Source organism: Bradyrhizobium lablabi, assembly GCF_018129385.1.
GTDB classification, from domain to species: Bacteria; Pseudomonadota; Alphaproteobacteria; order Rhizobiales; family Xanthobacteraceae; genus Bradyrhizobium; species Bradyrhizobium lablabi_C.
Map to the genome: position 1 here is coordinate 80,473 of NZ_JAFCLN010000009.1, position 17,781 is coordinate 98,253.

General features: G+C 63.9%; 13 protein-coding genes. 11 read left to right on the top strand and 2 right to left on the bottom strand.

All coding sequences use genetic code 11. The annotated features are described in order from the left end of the window. The first annotated feature begins 32 nt into the window (after nucleotides 1-32). Together JQ628_RS18500 and JQ628_RS18505 are read left to right on the top strand one after the other, a co-directional pair. Complete coding sequence (locus JQ628_RS18500) at nucleotides 33-818, top strand: S1 family peptidase (protein WP_249128073.1); 786 nt, start codon at nucleotides 33-35, stop codon at nucleotides 816-818. Nucleotides 819-933: 115 nt separating this feature from the next. Then, nucleotides 934-2,433 carry a flavin-containing monooxygenase gene (locus JQ628_RS18505; RefSeq protein ID WP_212224320.1) on the top strand — a complete coding sequence of 500 codons (1,500 nt, stop codon included), beginning with the start codon at nucleotides 934-936 and terminating at the stop codon, nucleotides 2,431-2,433. Between the two features lie 147 nt (nucleotides 2,434-2,580). Here the strand turns inward: JQ628_RS18505 and JQ628_RS18510 are convergent, their stop codons facing one another. Beyond that, a complete protein-coding gene (locus JQ628_RS18510; RefSeq protein ID WP_212224322.1) occupies nucleotides 2,581-4,131 on the bottom strand; it encodes an acyl-CoA synthetase in 1,551 nt (516 codons plus the stop codon). Nucleotides 4,132-5,162: 1,031 nt separating this feature from the next. Next, nucleotides 5,163-6,362, bottom strand: a complete 1,200-nt coding sequence (locus tag JQ628_RS18515) for an ABC transporter substrate-binding protein (RefSeq protein WP_349628089.1) — start codon at nucleotides 6,360-6,362, stop codon at nucleotides 5,163-5,165. Between the two features lie 229 nt (nucleotides 6,363-6,591). Between JQ628_RS18515 and JQ628_RS18520 the strand changes: the two genes are divergently transcribed. The 9 genes from JQ628_RS18520 to JQ628_RS18560 all read left to right on the top strand — a co-directional run bounded on the left by JQ628_RS18520 (nucleotide 6,592) and on the right by JQ628_RS18560 (nucleotide 17,604). After that, nucleotides 6,592-7,746: an acyl-CoA dehydrogenase family protein gene (locus JQ628_RS18520; RefSeq protein ID WP_212224326.1), complete on the top strand. Its 1,155-nt coding sequence runs from the start codon at nucleotides 6,592-6,594 to the stop codon at nucleotides 7,744-7,746. Between the two features lie 136 nt (nucleotides 7,747-7,882). Next, entirely contained in the window at nucleotides 7,883-9,046 is a 1,164-nt protein-coding gene (locus tag JQ628_RS18525; RefSeq protein ID WP_212224328.1) for an acyl-CoA dehydrogenase family protein, read from the top strand. Nucleotides 9,047-9,194: 148 nt separating this feature from the next. Beyond that, a complete protein-coding gene (locus JQ628_RS18530; protein ID WP_212224330.1) occupies nucleotides 9,195-9,851 on the top strand; it encodes a glutathione S-transferase family protein in 657 nt (218 codons plus the stop codon). Between the two features lie 118 nt (nucleotides 9,852-9,969). Beyond that, nucleotides 9,970-10,788 carry an AraC family transcriptional regulator gene (locus tag JQ628_RS18535; protein ID WP_212224332.1) on the top strand — a complete coding sequence of 273 codons (819 nt, stop codon included), beginning with the start codon at nucleotides 9,970-9,972 and terminating at the stop codon, nucleotides 10,786-10,788. Nucleotides 10,789-10,886: 98 nt separating this feature from the next. Then, entirely contained in the window at nucleotides 10,887-11,753 is an 867-nt protein-coding gene (locus tag JQ628_RS18540) for a 3-keto-5-aminohexanoate cleavage protein (RefSeq protein ID WP_212224333.1), read from the top strand. A 164-nt stretch (nucleotides 11,754-11,917) separates the two neighbouring features. Then, entirely contained in the window at nucleotides 11,918-13,534 is a 1,617-nt protein-coding gene (locus JQ628_RS18545) for an acyl-CoA carboxylase subunit beta (RefSeq protein ID WP_212224334.1), read from the top strand. An 86-nt stretch (nucleotides 13,535-13,620) separates the two neighbouring features. Next, nucleotides 13,621-14,649, top strand: a complete 1,029-nt coding sequence (bioB, locus tag JQ628_RS18550) for a biotin synthase BioB (protein ID WP_212224335.1) — start codon at nucleotides 13,621-13,623, stop codon at nucleotides 14,647-14,649. A gap of 6 nt (nucleotides 14,650-14,655) precedes the next feature. After that, the gene (locus JQ628_RS18555) at nucleotides 14,656-16,626 is read left to right on the top strand and encodes an acetyl/propionyl/methylcrotonyl-CoA carboxylase subunit alpha (RefSeq protein WP_212224336.1); all 1,971 of its coding nucleotides are present in this window, start codon (nucleotides 14,656-14,658) and stop codon (nucleotides 16,624-16,626) included. Between the two features lie 78 nt (nucleotides 16,627-16,704). Beyond that, nucleotides 16,705-17,604, top strand: a complete 900-nt coding sequence (locus JQ628_RS18560; protein WP_212224338.1) for a PHP domain-containing protein — start codon at nucleotides 16,705-16,707, stop codon at nucleotides 17,602-17,604. Nucleotides 17,605-17,781: the final 177 nt, after the last annotated feature.

Sequence of the window (17,781 nt, forward strand, 5' to 3'; positions counted from 1 at the left end):
CGTGCAAGCCAGTCTTTCGGACGCTTGGCGGCATGAGCGCGACCGGCTATTTCTGCCGCATGAAATACGCAAAGCCATTTGTTGTTGCCGCTGCACTGCTGTCCGCCGCACCGGCGCACGCCATCGTCGGCGGCGGCGCGCCGTCCACCGAGGGCGTCGCGCGTTCCGTCGTCACCATCATCGGATCGCGCGGCAATTTCTGCACCGGCGCATTGATCGCGCCAAGGATCGTGCTGACGGCGGCGCATTGCGTGCAGCCGGGTGCGGAATACCGGCTCGTGGACAGCAGCTCGGGCCAGCCTGTCTTGCAGACGCTGCGCAGCGTCGCCATCCATCCCGCCTTCAAGATGGATGCGATGCTCGCGCACCGCGCCACCGCCGACGTCGCGCTGTTGCAGCTCGATGCGCCGGCGAAGGCAAAAATCCCGGCCGCGCTTGGCATGCCAAATATCCCGATTGCGGTTGGCGGCCGCTTCACCATCGCCGGCATCGGCGTCACCTTGCGCGGCGACGGCAAGAGCGGCGGCACCATCCGCGTCGCCGGCCTGGTCGCCACGGGCAGGCCGGGCACGCTGCAAATCCGTCTTGTCGATCCCGTCGGACAGGGCACGCGCGATGGACTCGGCGCCTGCACCGGCGATTCCGGCGCGCCTGTGTTTGAGGACAAGCCGAACGGCCCCGTCATCGTCGGTGTCGTGAGCTGGTCCACCGGGCCGAACGGCAGCGCGGGCTGCGGCGGCATGACCGGCGTGACGCCGCTGACGCTCTATCGCGACTGGATAGCGCAGACGGCGCGGCAATGGGGTGCTGCCCTCTAGGTTTGGCGCAGCGCCATGCGTCCTGTGTGATCCGTGATTGATCTTGTGTGATCTGTGATTGATCGCTACAAAATTTGCGAGCAAGGCTTCACCGTTCAAACAAAGATTGAAACGCATGAACGTCACCGCGCCTTCCCGCACGATTTCCGCCGCGCAGAAAGTCGAGCATTTCGACGTGCTGATCGTCGGCGCCGGCATCTCCGGCGTCGGCAGCGCCTATCATCTGACGAAGCAGATGCCGGGAACCAGCTTCGTGGTGCTGGAAGAGCAGGAGACCTTTGGCGGCACCTGGTGGACGCACAAATATCCGGGCATCCGCTCCGACAGCGACCTGCACACCTTCGGCTACAGCTTCAAGCCGTGGAAGGGCCCGCCGATCGCGACCGCCGCGGAAATCCTCGCCTATATGGGCGAAGTGATCGAGGAGAACGAACTCGCTGGGCATATCCGCTACAACCACCATATCAACTCGGCGAGCTGGTCGAGCGAGACCAATCTCTGGACCGTCGACGTCGTCAACAAGGTCACCGGCGACGCGCTGCAGTTCACCGCAAACTTCCTCTGGATGTGTCAGGGTTATTATCGCCATTCCGAAGGCTACACGCCCGAATGGCCCGGCATGGACAAATTCAAGGGCCAGATCGTCCATCCACAGACCTGGCCGGAAGATCTCGTCACCGAGGGCAAGAGGATCGTCGTGATCGGCTCCGGCGCCACCGCCGCGACGCTGATTCCGAACCTGAAATGCGAGCATGTCACCATGCTCCAGCGTTCGCCGACCTATTTCCGCACCGGCCGCAACGCGATCGAGCTCGCTGAAGAGCTGCGCCGGTTGCAGGTCAAGGAGGAATGGATCCACGAGATCGTGCGCCGGAAGATTTTGTTCGAGCAGGACTGGTTCACCAAGCGCTCCTTCAGCGAGCCGGACGCGGTGAAGAAGGAACTGCTCGGCGCCGTTCGCGCGGTGCTGCCGGAAGGTTATGACGTCGACAAGCACTTTACGCCGAGCTATCGGCCGTGGCGCCAGCGCATTGCCTTCGTGCCGGACGCCGACCTGTTCCAGGCGATCAAGGACGGCAAGGCTTCCGTCGTCACCGACCATATCGACCGCTTCACCGAGAAGGGCATCCTGCTCAAGTCGGGGCAGGAGCTCGAGGCCGACATCATCGTGACCGCCACCGGCTTCAACCTCTGTATCCTCGGCGACATCGCCTTCGAGATCGACGGCAAGCCGCTCGATTTTTCCGACACCGTCACCTATCGCGGCATGATGTTCACCGGCGTTCCCAACATGGCCTGGGTGTTCGGCTATTTCCGCGCGAGCTGGACCCTGCGCACCGATCTCGTCGCCGATTTCGTCTGCCGCATGCTGGCGCATATGAAGGACAAGGGCGTCAGGCGCGTGGTGCCGACACTGCGCGTGCAGGACGACAACATGCCAAAACTGCCGTGGATCGATGAAGAGAATTTCAATCCCGGCTACATGCTACGCCACATGCATCTGTTGCCGAAGCGTGGTGACAAGGCGGAGTGGTCGCATACGCAGGATTACTGGGCCGAGAAGGACGAGATTCCGGCGATTGATCTCGATGACAGTGCGTTCGCGTACGGCTGAGGCGGCGCTACGATCGCGGTGCCAATGAAGTGCGCGCTCTATCCCCGTCATTGCGAGCGGAGCGAAGCAATCCATAGTGCGGCAAAGGGATAGATGGATTGCTTCGTCGCTTCGCTTCGCTCGCAATGACGTGGAGAGAGCGGTGGCTCACGACGCCGCCGCGCTCGCGTCCGTCGGCTTCGACACGTTGAACTGCTTCCGCAACGTCGGCTTGTGGATCTTGCCCGTCGCGTTACGCGGCAGGGCATCGACGAACTCGATCAGCCGCGGGCATTTGAACTTTGCGAGATTGGCGGCGCAGTGCGCGTGAATCTCTGACGGCGTCAGCGTTTGGCCCGGCTTGACCGCGACGATCGCCATGCCGACCTCGCCCCATTGCTCATTGGGCACGCCGATGATGGCGGCCTCCGCAACGGCGGTGAGCTGATGCAGTACGCTCTCGACCTCGGCGGGATAGACGTTCTCGCCGCCGGAAATGTACATGTCCTTCCAGCGGTCGACGATGTAGTAAAAGCCGTCTTCATCGATCCGCGAGGCATCGCCGGTGTGCAGCCAGCCGTCGGTGAAGGATGACTGGTTGGCGTCCGGCCGGTTCCAGTAGCCGGGCGTGACGTTCGGCCCCTTGACCCAGAGCTCGCCGAGTTCGCCGACCGCGGCATCCGTGCCGTCGGGCCGCACGATCCGCACTTCCGTATGCAGCACCGGCTTGCCGGAGGAGCCAGCCTTGCGTCCCGCATCTTCCTTGTCGAGCACCATCACCGACGGCGATGTCTCGGTCATGCCGTAACCCTGTTGCAGGGCGACGCCACGCGCTTCCCACACTCTCAATAGCGGCACCGGCATCGGCGCGCCGCCGACGCCGCCGATCACGAGGCGGCTGAAGTCGGATGTCGCGAAGGCAGGATGCTGCGCCATGAACTGGTAGATCGAGGGCACGCCGAAGAACACGTTGATGCCCTGCGCAGGATCGCTGATCAATTGAAGTGCGAGAGCGGGATCGAAGGCGCGCATGATGTAGACGGTGCCGCCGGCATGCAGCACGGGGTTGGTGTAGCAATTCAGCCCGCCGGTGTGGAACAGCGGCAGCACGGTGAGCAGCACCGAGCTTGGTGAGATATAAGCGGGTCCGCCGAGATTGACGCAGTTCCAGAACGTCATGCCGTGGGTGATGATCGCGCCCTTGGGCAGGCCCGTGGTGCCCGAGGTGTACATGATGGTCGAGATGTCATCGAGGCTGACGTCCTCGAATTGTTCCAACGGCCTTGCATCTGCAATCGCCGCCTCATAGGAGCCGCCGGCCCCGAACAGCAGCGAGGCGGAGACGTTGCAGAGTCTTGCCACCGTCAGCGCGGTCTCGGCGAGATCGCTGTCATGGATCATCACTTTCGGCGATGCGTCGCCGACGATGAACTGCAACTCGGGAACGGTCAGCCGGTTGTTCAGCGGCAGGAAGACGGCGCCCAGCCGGAAGCAGGCGAATTGTACCTCCAGCGTATCTGTCGTGTTCAGCGCCAGCACCGCGACCCGGTCGCCGCGCGCGATCCTGAACCGGTCGCGCAGATGCGTGGCGAGCCGCGAGACACGGGCGTCGAGCTGCGCATAGGAGAAGCGGCGTCCGCTTGCCAGATCGATCAATGCGATCTTGTCCGGCGTGCGGCGGCTGAAATGGGCGATCCAGTCGTAGTAGCGGACGGACAAGGTTGCCTCCTGATGTCTCGCGGTTCTTGCGCCGCCTGGTATCGGCTTCACTTTACGCTATGTCGAATGAGGCGGTCGAATCGCGATATCGTCTTGCGTTGAGTGGTTGTGAACCTGGCTCGGCGACTCTGCGGCGTCAGGTCTCTCTCCACCGTCATCCCCGCCAACGGGTCGGCCGAATGGCCGCCCGATGACAGGCTCCGGCGGGGATCCAGTACGCCGCGGCTTGTCGGTCCTATCACTGCGGCCTCTGGAATACTGGATCATCCGCCTTCGCGGATGATGACGGGTGAGTATGTGGCAGCGTTCTCGCGACGCATCGAGCGTCCGAGTTTTCCAAAATTCGTTGTCCCTCTTCGAAGAGAGGGCGCAGGGAATGCCGGGTGCACGCTGCACCCGAGGTCTCGTGCGCCTGATGCGCAAGCAAAAAAAGGCGCACACGAGCATACAGGTGAGCGGAGGCATTCCGACATCCCCTGCGCAATGGCTTTACGGCTTACTTCGTGCTCATCCCGGCGGAGCGGGCTTGTTGTCACCGTCACCCGCAGGACACCTCCCGCAAGCTTGACGCCAGCATCGCGGCGTCAGATCCACACGACTTCGCCGTACGCGTCTGGCGCCATTCGTCAAAGGCGCATCCGCGTCCACCGCATCCCGTCCCGCGCTTGTGACGATCGCGAAACGCCCCTCGTACCCGGGTCGGGACGAGCCGGGTATATCGCTGATTTGGGGGTGCTGTCAAGAAAAATTCGGAAAATCGGAAGTCGAAAATTGCCCGCCGGGTTGTTTTGCCGTACGTCTCTCCCCTCATGGTGAGGAGGCGCGCAAGCGCCGTCTCGAACCATGCAGGCCCGAATCTCCCCCGCGGCCATCCTTCGAGACGCCGCTTTGCGGCTCCTCAGGATGAGGTCGGTGGGTGGGGCGCCATTCGTAGGATGGGTAGAGCGCAGCGAAACCCATCGCCAGGACCTGCGAGCATGATGGGTTTCGCTTCGCTCTACCCATCCTACGGGCTGCGACGGAAGCGCCCCTCACGATCCCCTTAGCAACTCGCTGATCACCACGAACTGGTTGTCGCGGAACTCGACCATGTAGCCGTCCTTGATCGGGCGGTAGTCGGTCGGTGAGGTGTTGAGCTTGACGCCGGGCATCAGCAGCGGCAGCGACACGTCTTTCAGGTTTGCCGCCTGCTTCATAATGTTGTTGCGGCTCAGGTCGTTCTTGCACTGCTCCAGCACCACCACCAGCGCCTGTGCCACCATGTAGCCATAGCCGGCGGCGAAGTTCGCGGGGTCGACATTGGGCACCCGCGCCTTCATGAAATCGCGATAGGCGATCAGGTCCGGATCCCTGGAGTCGGCCGAGTACGGCTTCAGCGAGCCGACCGACATGATGCCGGTCGCGGCGTCGAGGCCCGCCGGCACCATCACCGTCTCCTTGTTGGCGCAGCCCGAGGAGATGAAGCGCATCGGCCGCCAGCCGGTCTCATGTGCTTTCCGGATCGCCTGCGCGCAGGCGCGCGGCGTCACGCTGTAGATCAGGAAGACATCGGCCTTGGTGTTGGCGAGCGTGAGGATCTGCGAATCCACCGTGGGATCGGCGACCTCGAAGCTCGTGGCCATCGCGATCTTCTTGTCGGCATCCGCGCCGAGCGCCTTCTTCACGCCGGCGAGATAATCCTTTCCGGCGTCGTCGTTCTGGTAAAGGATCGCAAACTTCGCGTTGGGATTTTTCGACAGCGCAAAGCGCACCTCGATGCCGGCTTCCTCGACATAATTCGGCGCCCACGGCAGCGCCATCAGCCAGGGCTGGTTCTGCGGGTCGTTCCATTTCGAGGCCGAGCTGATCAGGAACAGGTGCGGCACCTTTGCGCCGTTGAGATATTTTGCGGTGGCCGAGCTTGGCGCGGTGCCCATGGTGCCGAACATGAAGGCGACGTTGTCGTTCTCGACCAGCCGGCGCGTCGCTTCCACCGTCTTGGGCGGCGAAAAACCGTCGTCGAGCGAGATCATGTTGAGCTTGCGCCCGTTGACGCCGCCCTTTTCGTTGACCATGTCGAAATAGCCGGAAAACGCCTTGCCGGTGACTGATAGCGCCGAGGCCGGGCCGCTATAGGGCATGATATTGCCGAACTTGATCTCGGTGTCGGTGATGCCGGGCTGCTGCGCTGCCACCGGCGCGCACAGGCTGAGGGAAAGCAGGGCAGAAAAGGCGAGCTGGCGCGATCGGATCACGGCGTATCCTCCCCGGCTGATTGCCGATGTATGCTGGTTCTTTTCCGGAAAGGCTAAGGGAGGCGTGCGGAACCGGTCTTGTGTTGACAGGCTGGCGCGACATTGCGGCCGCATCCGTGCGATGATGACGGAATGAAGCGGGCTTGTGCCAGCGGCTTAACGCAAGTGAGCCGCCACCAAATCAAGGCAACGTTAAATGCCTTTCTAAGCCTCTTGGGAGGATACCATGCTGGAGCGCACGAAGGCGCAAAGCCCGTTCTACACGGCGGACCACGAAGCGTTCCGCGACGTGATGCGCCGCTTCGTTGCGCGCGAGATCGAGCCCTATGCCAGCGAATGGGACGAAGCCGGCGAATTTCCGCGGTCGCTTTATGCGAAGGCTGCCGAGATCGGCCTGCTCGGCCTCGGCTTCCCTGAGGAATATGGCGGCGTTCCCGCCGACCAGTTCATGAAGATCGTGGCTTCGCAGGAGCTGGCGCGCGCCGGGGCCGGCGGCGTTTCGTCCAGCCTGATGAGCCACACCATCGGCTCGCCGCCGATTGCGCGCGCTGCCCGGCCGGAGGTGAAGGCGCGGGTGCTGCCGCAGGTGTTGTCGGGTCAGAAGATATCAGCGCTCGCGATCACCGAGCCGAGCGGCGGCTCCGATGTCGCGAACCTGCGCACCAAGGCGCGGCGCGACGGCGATCATTATGTCGTCAGCGGCGAGAAGACCTTCATCACCTCGGGCGTGCGCGCCGATTATCTCACGGTCGCCGTGCGCACCGGCGGCGAGGGCGCCGGCGGCGTCAGCCTCTTGCTGATCGAGGGCGATACGCCCGGCCTGTCGCGCACCAAGCTGAAGAAGATGGGCTGGTGGGCCTCCGATACCGCGACGCTGCATTTCGACGAATGCCGCGTGCCGGCCGAAAACCTGATCGGCGAGGAAGGGCAGGGCTTCAAGATCATCATGCACAATTTCAACAGCGAGCGCATGGGCATGGCGGCAAGCTGCACGGCCTATGCCCGCGTCTGCGTCGAGGAAGCCATCGCCTACGCCAAGGAGCGCAGGACCTTTGGCAAGCCGATCTCCCAGCACCAGGTGATCCGCCACAAGATCGTGGACATGGCGCAGAAGGTCGCGGCCAGCCAGTCGATGCTGGAATTGCTGGCCTGGCGGCTCGGACAGGGCGAAAATCCCGTGGCCGAAATCTGCATGATGAAGAACCAGGCGACGCAAACCATGGCGTTCTGCGCGTCCGAGGCCGTGCAGATTTTCGGCGGCGCTGGCTTCATGCGCGGCGTCAAGGTCGAGCGCATTTATCGGGAAGTGAAGGTCAACGCCATCGGCGGCGGCACGGAGGAGATCATGAAGGATCTGGCGTCGCGGCAGATGGGGTTGTGATGAATGTCCACCACCTTGGCGTCATTCCGGGGCGCGCGAAGCGCGAGCCCGGAATCCATAACCACCATCGGGAGTATGGATTCCGGGCCTGCGCCCAAGAGGGCGCATCCCGGAATGACGAAGGATAGATAGAAAAATGCTCTTCACCGCCGACCATGACGAACCGCGCCGCGCGTTGCAAAAATTCATCGCCGCGGAAATCAATCCGCATGTCGACGAATGGGAGAAGGCCGACATCTTCCCCGCGCATGAGCTGTTCAAGAAACTCGGCGATCTCGGTTTCCTCGGCCTCAACAAGCCGGTGGAGTTCGGAGGCCAGGGGCTCGACTACTCTTACGCGCTGATGATGGCGGAAGAACTCGGCGCCATCACTTGCGGCGGCGTGCCGATGGCGATCGGGGTGCAGACCGACATGGCAACGCCCGCGCTGGCGCGGTTCGGCTCCGACGAAGTGCGGCGCGAATTCCTGGCTCCGGCGATCTCGGGCGATCAGGTCGCCTGCATCGGCGTCTCCGAGCCGGGCGCGGGTTCCGACGTCGCCTCGATCAAGACGCAGGCGCGCGCCGATGGCGACGACTACGTCATCAACGGCGGTAAGATGTGGATCACCAACGGCACGCAGGCCGACTGGATCTGCCTGCTCGCCAATACCAGCGACGGGCCGGCTCACCGCAACAAGTCGCTGATCTGCGTGCCCATGAAGAGCAAGGGCGTGCAGATCGCCCGAAAACTCGACAAGCTCGGCATGCGCTCGTCCGACACCGCGCAGATCTATTTCGACAATGTGCGCGTGCCCAGGCGCAACCGCATCGGCGAGGAGGGCAATGGCTTTACCTACCAGATGATCCAGTTCCAGGAAGAGCGGCTGTGGGGCGCGGCCTCCTGCCTGAAGGCGCTGGAATTCATCATCGACGAGACCATCGAGTACACCGGCAACCGCAAGGCATTTGGCGGCACCATTCTCGACAACCAGGTCGTGCATTTCAAGCTGGCGGAGATGCAGACCGAGGTCGAGCTGCTGCGCTCGCTGATCTACCGCGCCGCCGAGGCGCTGGTCGCGGGCGAGGATGTGACGAAGCTTGCCAGCATGGCAAAACTGAAGGCCGGGCGGTTGGGGCGCGAAGTCACCGACGCCTGCCTGCAATATTGGGGCGGCATGGGGTTCATGAATGAAACGCGCGTCAGCCGCGCCTATCGCGATTTCCGCCTGACCTCGATCGGTGGTGGCGCCGACGAGGTGATGCTGATGGTGCTTTGCAAGATGATGGGTATCCTGCCGGGTGCGAAGAAGAAGCAATAGTGGTTGATCCTCATCCTGAGGAGCGGCCTCTTGGCCGCGTCTCGAAGGATGAAGGCCGATGGTGCCTGCGGCCATCCTTCGAGACGCACGCTAACGCGTGCTCCTCAGGATGAGGTTGGTGGGTGCGGAAAGAAAAGGGAAACGCCTGATGATCACGCTGTATCACTGCGACGCCGCGCGCTCGTTCCGTCCGCTCTGGATGCTGGAAGAGCTCGGGCTGCCGTATGAGCTGAAGATGCTGCCGTTTCCGCCGCGGGTGTTCGCGAAGGAGTATCTCGCCCTCAATCCGCTCGGCACCATTCCGTTCATGATCGACGGCGAGACCAGGATGACGGAGTCATCCGGCATCTGCTATTACCTCGGCACCAAATACGGCCCGACGCCGCTGATCGTCGGGCAGGACGAGGCCGCCTATGGCGCGTTTCTCAACTGGATGTATTTTTCCGATGCGACGCTGACCTTTCCGCAGACGCTGGTGCTCCGCTACAGCCAGCTCGAGCCGGAGGAGCGCCGCAACCCGCAGGTCGCCAGCGATTACGCAAAATGGTTCCTCGGCCGCTTGCGGGCGGTGGAAGCCGCGACCGCGGGTTCCGAGACGCTGTGCGCCGGCCGCTTCACCGCCGCCGACATCGTCATTGGCTACGCCTTGCGGCTTGCCGAAAACATTGGCCTGGCAAAGGATTTCGGGCCGAATGTTGCGGCCTATTGGGCCCGGCTACAGCAGCGCGACGGTTTCAAGCGGGCGGTCGCCGCTGAGCGCAAGGCCGGCGTCGAGCAGAATGTCGCGCCGCGCGTCCGGGCGTGATTTATCGCGCTCTGGCATACCTCGAAATGGGCTTTTGCCGTCCGTGACAGACCCCGATTTTGCGCTATGGTGACCTCGTCGCAGCGGCCAGAAAAGAGCCGCGCGGGAGGGACGAACCATGGACGCGAAGACGAGCGAATCCGGCCATTTGATGCTGATCACGCCCGAGCGGGTGTTTTACGCCGGGCTGCTCGGACGTCCGCGCGAGCGCTGCCAGGGCGCATTCAACATCTATGTCTCGGTCAAGGGCGGGCTGTGGCTCACCACTTCGGAAAGCGGAGACCGCCATGGCGAGCTGCTGCCTGTCATGCCGAATGTCCGGCACACCATCGCCAGCGATCATCGTTCCGCGATCTGCGTGGTGATCGAGCCCGAAAGCGTTCAAGCCGGCACGTTCGAGGAACTGGCAAAGCGATTGTCGGGACCGGAAGCGGATATCTTCGCCGCACGCATTCGCGCCGCCTACACGCTGCTCCGCGAGCGCCAATATGGCGACGATATCACCAGCGCCGAATTCGACGTCATGTGCCTCGGCGAAGCCTTGCCGCGCCGCGCGCTCGATCCGCGCGTGGCCCGCGCGATCGTGCAGATCGGCCGATTTTCGGGCGAGCCGGTCACGGCGGCAAGCTGCGCGACGGAAGCAGGGCTCTCGTCCTCGCGCTTCCTGCATCTGTTCAAGGAAGAGACCGGCATCTCCTTCCGCTCGTTCCGCGCCTGGAAGCGGGCGCGGCATCTCCTGCACTACGCCAACCAGGACATCAACCTGGCGCATCTGGCGCAGGACATCGGCTATCCCGACTCCACCCATTTCAGCCACTCGATCCGCCGCTTCTACGGCTTGAAGCCGCGCGCGATCTTTTCCGGCTCGCGGGATCTGGCGATCTACCGCAGCATGCGCACATCAGGCGATAGCGCGTTGACGCAAGAAGCCAGTTGAGGCGCAACGCACACTCGCGCGATCGAAAGCTTCGCGTGATCCGGAAAAGTGGGTACCGGTTTTCCGAACAAGATCATGCGCAGAAATGAAAGCCCTCCATGAGCGACAAGGCCGTCATCACCTGCGCGCTGAACGGCGTGCTGACTGACCCGAAACAGCACAACGTTCCCGTTACCCCTGAGCAGATGGCGCGCGAGGCAAAAGCCGCGTTCGATGCCGGCGCCAGCGTGATGCATGTCCATCTGCGCCAGCAGGCGCCGGGCAAGGGACATCTGCCGTCGTGGGAGGTTGCGGTCAGCAAGGAAATCCAGCAGGCGATCCGCGAAGCCTGTCCGGGCGTGATCATCAACCACACCACCGGGACATCAGGGCCGCATTACGAAGGTCCGCTCGCCTGCGTGCGCGAGACAAAGCCCGAGATCGCCGCCTGCAACGCCGGCTCGCTCAATTATCTCAAGGTGAAGGCCGACAACACCTGGGCCTGGCCGCCGATGATGTTCGACAATTCGGTCGAGAAGGTGCAGGACTTTCTCGACGCCATGAAGGACGCCGGCACCATTCCGGAGTTCGAATGCTTTGACGTCGGCATCGTGCGCTCGGTCGGGATGTATGTGCAGACCGGCATGTATTCGGGGCCGCTGGAATACAATTTCGTGATGGGCGTCGCCTCCGGCATGCCGGCCGATCCCGATTTGCTGCCGATCCTCATCAAGCTCAAGCGGCCCGAAGGGCGCTTCCAGGTCACCGCGATCGGCCGCGGCGAAATCTGGCCGCTGCATCAGCGCTGCGCCGATCTCGGCGGCCATCTGCGCACCGGACTTGAAGATACGTTCTATCTCGGCGACGGCCGAAAGGTGACCTCCAACGGCCAGTTGATCGAGGCCATCGCGACTTGCGCCCGCAACGCCGGCCGTTCAATTGCATCGCCGGCCGAAGCGCGGCAGATTTTTGGGACCAGGCATTGACCCGTCCTACCGTCATTGCGAGCGAAGCGAAGCAATCCAGCTTCCTTTGCCGCCGCGACAAGAAAGCTGGATTGCTTCGTCGCGGAGCCTGTCATCGGGCGGCGCGTTGCGCCGACCCGGTGGCTCCTCGCAATGACGGTGGTGCGGGACGAGGGCACTAATCCATGGCCATCATCGAAAACACCATCGCCACCGGCAGCGCGGCCTACAAGGCCAATCGCGACGGCATGCTGGCGCTGATCGCGCGGCTGCGCATGCTGGAAGAGCGCACCCGCGCCGCCTCGGCCGCGGCCAAGGACCGTTTTCACAAGCGCGGGCAATTGCTGCCGCGCGAGCGCGTCGCGCTGGTGCTCGATCCCGGCTCGCCGTTCCTCGAATTGATGACGCTGGCCGGCTACATGTTCGACGTGCCGGATGCCGACAAGAGCATTCCGGGCGGCGGCGGAATCGCCGGCATAGGCTTTGTCGCCGGCATCCGCTGCATGGTCAGCGCCAACGATGCCGGCATCGATGCCGGCGCGCTACAACCCTACGGCCTCGACAAGACGCTGCGGGTGCAGGAACTGGCGCTGGAGAACAAGCTGCCTTACGTGCAACTGGTCGAAAGCGCCGGCGCCAATCTCTTGCGCTACCGCGTCGAGGATTTTATCAGGGGCGGCAACATCTTTCGTAATCTGGCACGGCTGTCGGCGGCGGGTTTGCCTGTCGTGACGGTGACGCACGGCTCATCCACCGCGGGCGGGGCGTATCAGACGGGCCTGTCCGATTACATCGTGATGGTGCGCGGACGTACCCGTGCATTCCTGGCCGGGCCGCCGTTGCTGAAAGCCGCCACCGGCGAGATCGCAACCGAGGAAGAGCTCGGCGGCGCCGAGATGCACACCTCGATCTCCGGCCTCGGCGACTACCTCGCCGAGGACGACCGCGATGCGCTGCGGATCGCGCGCGACATCATGGTCAATATGGAATGGGACCGGCCAAAGGCGGAGCAGGGCAATTTTCGCCCGCCGCGCTATGACGCGGAAGAGCTGCTCGGCATCATGCCGATGGACCACAAGCGTCCCGTCGATATGCGCCAGGCGATCGCGCGCTTCGTGGACGATTCCGATTTTCTGGAGTTCAGTCCCAATTACGGCCCGGCCACGGTCTGCGGCCACGCCCGCATCGAAGGGCAGGCGATCGGCATCATCACCAATAACGGTCCGCTCGACGTTCCCGGCGCCAACAAGGCGACCCACTTCATCCAGGCCTGCTGCCAGTCGCGCACGCCGCTGCTCTACATGAACAACACCACCGGCTACATGGTCGGCAAGGCCTATGAAGAGGCCGGCATGATCAAGCACGGCTCGAAAATGATTCAGGCGGTGACGTCGGCGACCGTGCCGCAGATCACGATCTATTGCGGCGCGTCGTTCGGCGCCGGCAATTACGGCATGTGCGGCCGCGGCTTTCACCCGCGCTTCTGTTTTTCATGGCCCAACGCGAAGACCGCGGTGATGGGCGGCGAGCAGGCGGCCGAGACCATGGCGATCGTGACGGAAGCCGCCGCCGCGCGACGCGGCAAGCCGATCGAGAAGGAAAAGCTGGAGGCGATGAAGGCGCAGATATCGGGCGTGTTCGAGGGCCAGATGGACGTGTTCGCCACCAGCGCGCGCGTGCTCGATGACGGCGTGATCGATCCGCGCGACACCCGCGCCGTGCTCTCCGAGGTGCTGGCAATCTGCCGGGAGGCCGAGGCGCGCAATCCGCAGCGCATGCAGTTCTCGGTGGCGCGGCCATGAAAGGTGATTTGCAGAGCAGGCGTTCCTGTGCTTCACAGCGGCCCCTCCCTCCCGCGCCGGCCGGCCGCGAAGCAAACGAGCATCCGATGACTCTGCATGATCATACCGCAACCGAATCCGATACCTTGCGAACCGACTGGACGCGAAGCGAGATCGCGACACTGTTCGACCTGCCGTTCCTCGAACTGATGTGGCGAGCGCAAGAGACCCACCGGAAATGGCATGCGGCGGGCGAGGTTCAGCTCTGCACGCTGCTGTCGGTCAAGACCGGCGGCTGCCCCGAGGATTGCGGCTACTGCTCGCAATCGGTCCATCACAAGTCGGGTCTCAATGCCGGCAAGCTGATGGATGTCGCCGACGTGCTGAGCGCGGCGGCAGAAGCGAGGGCGGCCGGCAGCCAGCGCTTCTGCATGGGCGCGGCCTGGCGCGAGCCCAAGGATCGCGACATGGACAAGGTGGTCGAGATGGTCAGGGGCGTTCGCGCGCTCGGGCTCGAAACCTGCATGACGCTCGGCATGCTGACCGACGACCAGACGCGCCGGCTGAAGGAAGCCGGGCTTGATTATTACAATCACAACATCGACACCAGTCCCGAGAACTACGGCAACGTCATCTCGACGCGGACGTTCCAGGACCGGCTGGATACGCTGGAGCGGGTGCGCGCGTCGGGAATCTCCGTATGCTGCGGCGGCATCGTCGGCATGGGCGAGAGCCGCGCCGATCGCGTCGGCTTCATCCACGCGCTCGCGACGCTGCCGCAACACCCTGAGAGCGTGCCGGTCAATGCGCTGGTGCCGATCAAGGGTACCGTGCTCGGCGACCGCGTGCAGGCGGCAGCCGAGGCGCGGATCGACGATATCGAATTTGTGCGGACGGTCGCAGTGGCGCGGATCACGATGCCGCGCTCCATGGTTCGCCTGTCGGCCGGGCGCGAGAGCATGTCCGCCTCGACGCAGGCGCTGTGCTTCATGGCGGGCGCCAATTCGATTTTCACGGGCGATCGCCTGCTGACATCAGGCAATGCCGGCGCGGCCGCGGATGCCCGCCTGTTTGCGCAACTCGGGCTTGTCCCGCTCGCAGGCGAAGAGCCGGCGCGCACGGCCAAGGCAGGGTAGGTCTGGATGGGGGCGAGACGGACATCGTTTTTCAAGATCCTGATCGCCAACCGTGGCGAGATCGCGCTGCGCATCATGCGCACCGCGCGGCGGCTCGGCTATGGCGTCGTCGCCGTCTATTCGGATGCCGACCGCGAGAGCTTGCATGTGCGCGAGGCCGATACCGCCGTTCACATCGGCGAGGCGCTGCCGGCGCAATCCTATCTCCGCATCGATGCGATCATTGCGGCGGCAAAGGCCAGCGGCGCCAGTGCGGTGCATCCCGGCTACGGTTTTCTCGCCGAGAACGAGGATTTTGCAAAAGCCTGCCGCGATGCCGGTCTCGTCTTCATCGGGCCTTCTCCTGAAGCGATCAAGGCGATGGGCCACAAGGCCGGCGCCAAGGCGATCATGCAGAAGGCCGGCGTGCCGGTCGTGCCCGGCTATCAGGGCGCCGACCAGAGCGACGCCGCGATGCTGGCGGAAGCGAAGAAGATCGGTTTTCCCGTGATGATCAAGGCGGTCGCCGGCGGCGGCGGCCGCGGCATGCGGCTCGTTCACGAGGCTGCGGCTCTTCCCGACGCGCTGCGCAGCGCGCGCTCGGAAGCGCAGGGCGCGTTTGGCGACGCCACCGTCATCCTTGAACGAGCTATCGTGAATCCTCGCCACATTGAAATCCAGGTGTTCGGCGACCGTTACGGCAACGCCATCCATCTCGGCGAGCGCGATTGCTCGGTACAGCGGCGGCATCAGAAGCTGATCGAGGAAGCTCCGTCGCCGGCGGTGTCGCCGGAACTGCGCGCGCGGATGGGGGCGGTGGCCGTGGAGGCGGTGAAGGCGATTGGCTATGAAGGCGCCGGCACGCTCGAATTCCTGCTCGACGGCAGCGGCCAGTTCTATTTCATGGAAATGAACACGCGCCTTCAGGTCGAGCATCCCGTGACGGAAGCGATCACCGGGCTCGATCTGGTCGAGCTGCAACTGCGCATCGCCAGCGGAGAGCCGCTTGGGCTGAAGCAGGACGACATCACATTCTCCGGCCATGCCATCGAGGTCCGGCTCTGCTCGGAGGACGCGAGCCATGATTTTATGCCGCAATCCGGCACCATGGCGCTGTGGCGGATGCCGGAGGGAGTTCGCGTCGAGCACGCATTGCAATCCGGTTCCGAAATTCCGCCGTTCTACGATTCGATGATTGCGAAGATCATCAGCCACGGTGCCAGCCGCGATGAGGCGCGTGGCCGGTTGATTTGCGGGCTTGAGCAAACGGTTGCGTTCGGCGTCACCACCAATCAGGGATTTCTGATCGATTGCCTGCGCCATCCTGTCTTTGCGAAGGGGGAGGCGACGACGGCCTTCATCGCAGAGAACAGCGACAAGCTGCTGGCGCCGCGTGCCAATCAGAACGCGGAAGTCGCGCTGGCGGCGCTGCTGCTCTACGTGACCAATCCACATTCGCCGCCATGGCGCGCCGGCCGCTCGCTCGCCGCAACATTTCCGCTGGCGCTTCGTGTCGATCTTGGCGGGCATATCCATGAGATCGAGATCGTGCGCGAGCGCGACGGCACCTATGTCACGGGCCGCAACGGCGACGAGCGCCGTTTCGAGATCGAGGAACTTGGCCGCGACACCATCCGCTTCCGCAGCAATGGCCTGATAGAGAGCGCAAGGTTTCTGCGGCAGGACAATCGGCTGTATGTCCTCCACACGGGCCTAACGCTTTCCGTCCGCGATCTGACGCTCGCGCCGCCGGAGACTGCGGCAGCCGCTGGTGGCGACGGCAAGGTTCGCGCCGCAATGAACGGCCGCGTCGTCGCGGTGCTGGTCAAGCCGGGCGAGAAGGTCGCGGCCGGCCAGCCGGTGATGATGCTGGAGGCGATGAAGATGGAGCACGTCCACACGGCCGGTGTCGCGGGCACGGTTTCCGCCATCGATGTTTCGGAGGGCGAGCAGGTGACGACCGGCAAAATCGTGGTCGAGATCGAGGCGGCGGCCTGATTGCCGTTCCGGCGGGTTCATCCTCCGGTCAATAACGGCGCGTAAGCATCCTGCTTGCCTCACCCTTGGGAGCCCCGCTTGCCTGTCGACCCAGCCTTCGCCGTGCCCGGCCGTTTCTTCAAGGGAAACATTCACACGCATTCCAACCGTTCCGACGGCGCCCTGTCGCCGGAGGCGGTCTGTGAGGCCTATCGGGACGCCGGTTACGACTTCCTCTCGCTGACCGATCATTTCCTCGGCAAGTACGGATTCCCCATCGTTGATACACGGCGCTATCGTACCAACCGCTTCACGACCATTTTGGGCGCGGAGGTGCATGCTCCCGCGACGTCGCTCGGCGAACTCTGGCATCTGCTGGCGGTCGGCCTGCCGGAAGAGTTTGCGCAGACTCCGGCGGACGAACACGCGCCGGCGCTGGCGCGGCGATGCCTGGAGGCCGGCGCCTTCCTCGCCATCGCCCATCCCGGCTGGTACGCGCTGACCAAGGCGGATGCCGACACCATCGAGGGCGCGCATGCGGCCGAGATCTACAATCACACCAGCCATGTCCGCACCGACCGCGGCGACGGCGGCGCGCTGATCGATCAGCTTCATGCCGCCGGCCGCCGCATCAATATCTGCGCGGTCGATGACGCGCATTTTCATTGCCGCGATTTCTTTGGCGGCTTTGTGATGGTCAAGGCGTCCGCCAACGAGCCGGAGGCGCTGCTTGGGAGTCTGAAGGCGGGGGCGTACTATTCCAGCCAGGGGCCGGTGATCGAGAGCGTTGTGTATGGCGAAGACTCGGTCGAAGTGGCGTGCTCACCTGCCAGCGTGGTGATGGTGCTCGGCCGCGGCTCGCGGGCCAAGCAGGAGCTTGGCGATGGCCTCACGCGCGTGACGCTGCCGCTGGAGACGATAAGGCCCGGCGGCTACGCCCGGGTCGTGGTGGTCGATCGCGAAGGCCGGTGCGCGTGGACTAACCCGGTCTGGTGGTAGCTCGGCTGAGCTGCCCCGTCCCACTACTGAGCCAGCCCATGACTTGATGACCGGGGGCTTCGGTCGGCACGCGACGGCCCTTGCAAAGTTGGGTGCGCTCCGCTGGACACCTCTCGCCTTCGGCACCTTCGCAGGCCGAGAAGCCGAAAATGGAAATAATTTCAGAGCGGTACGTGA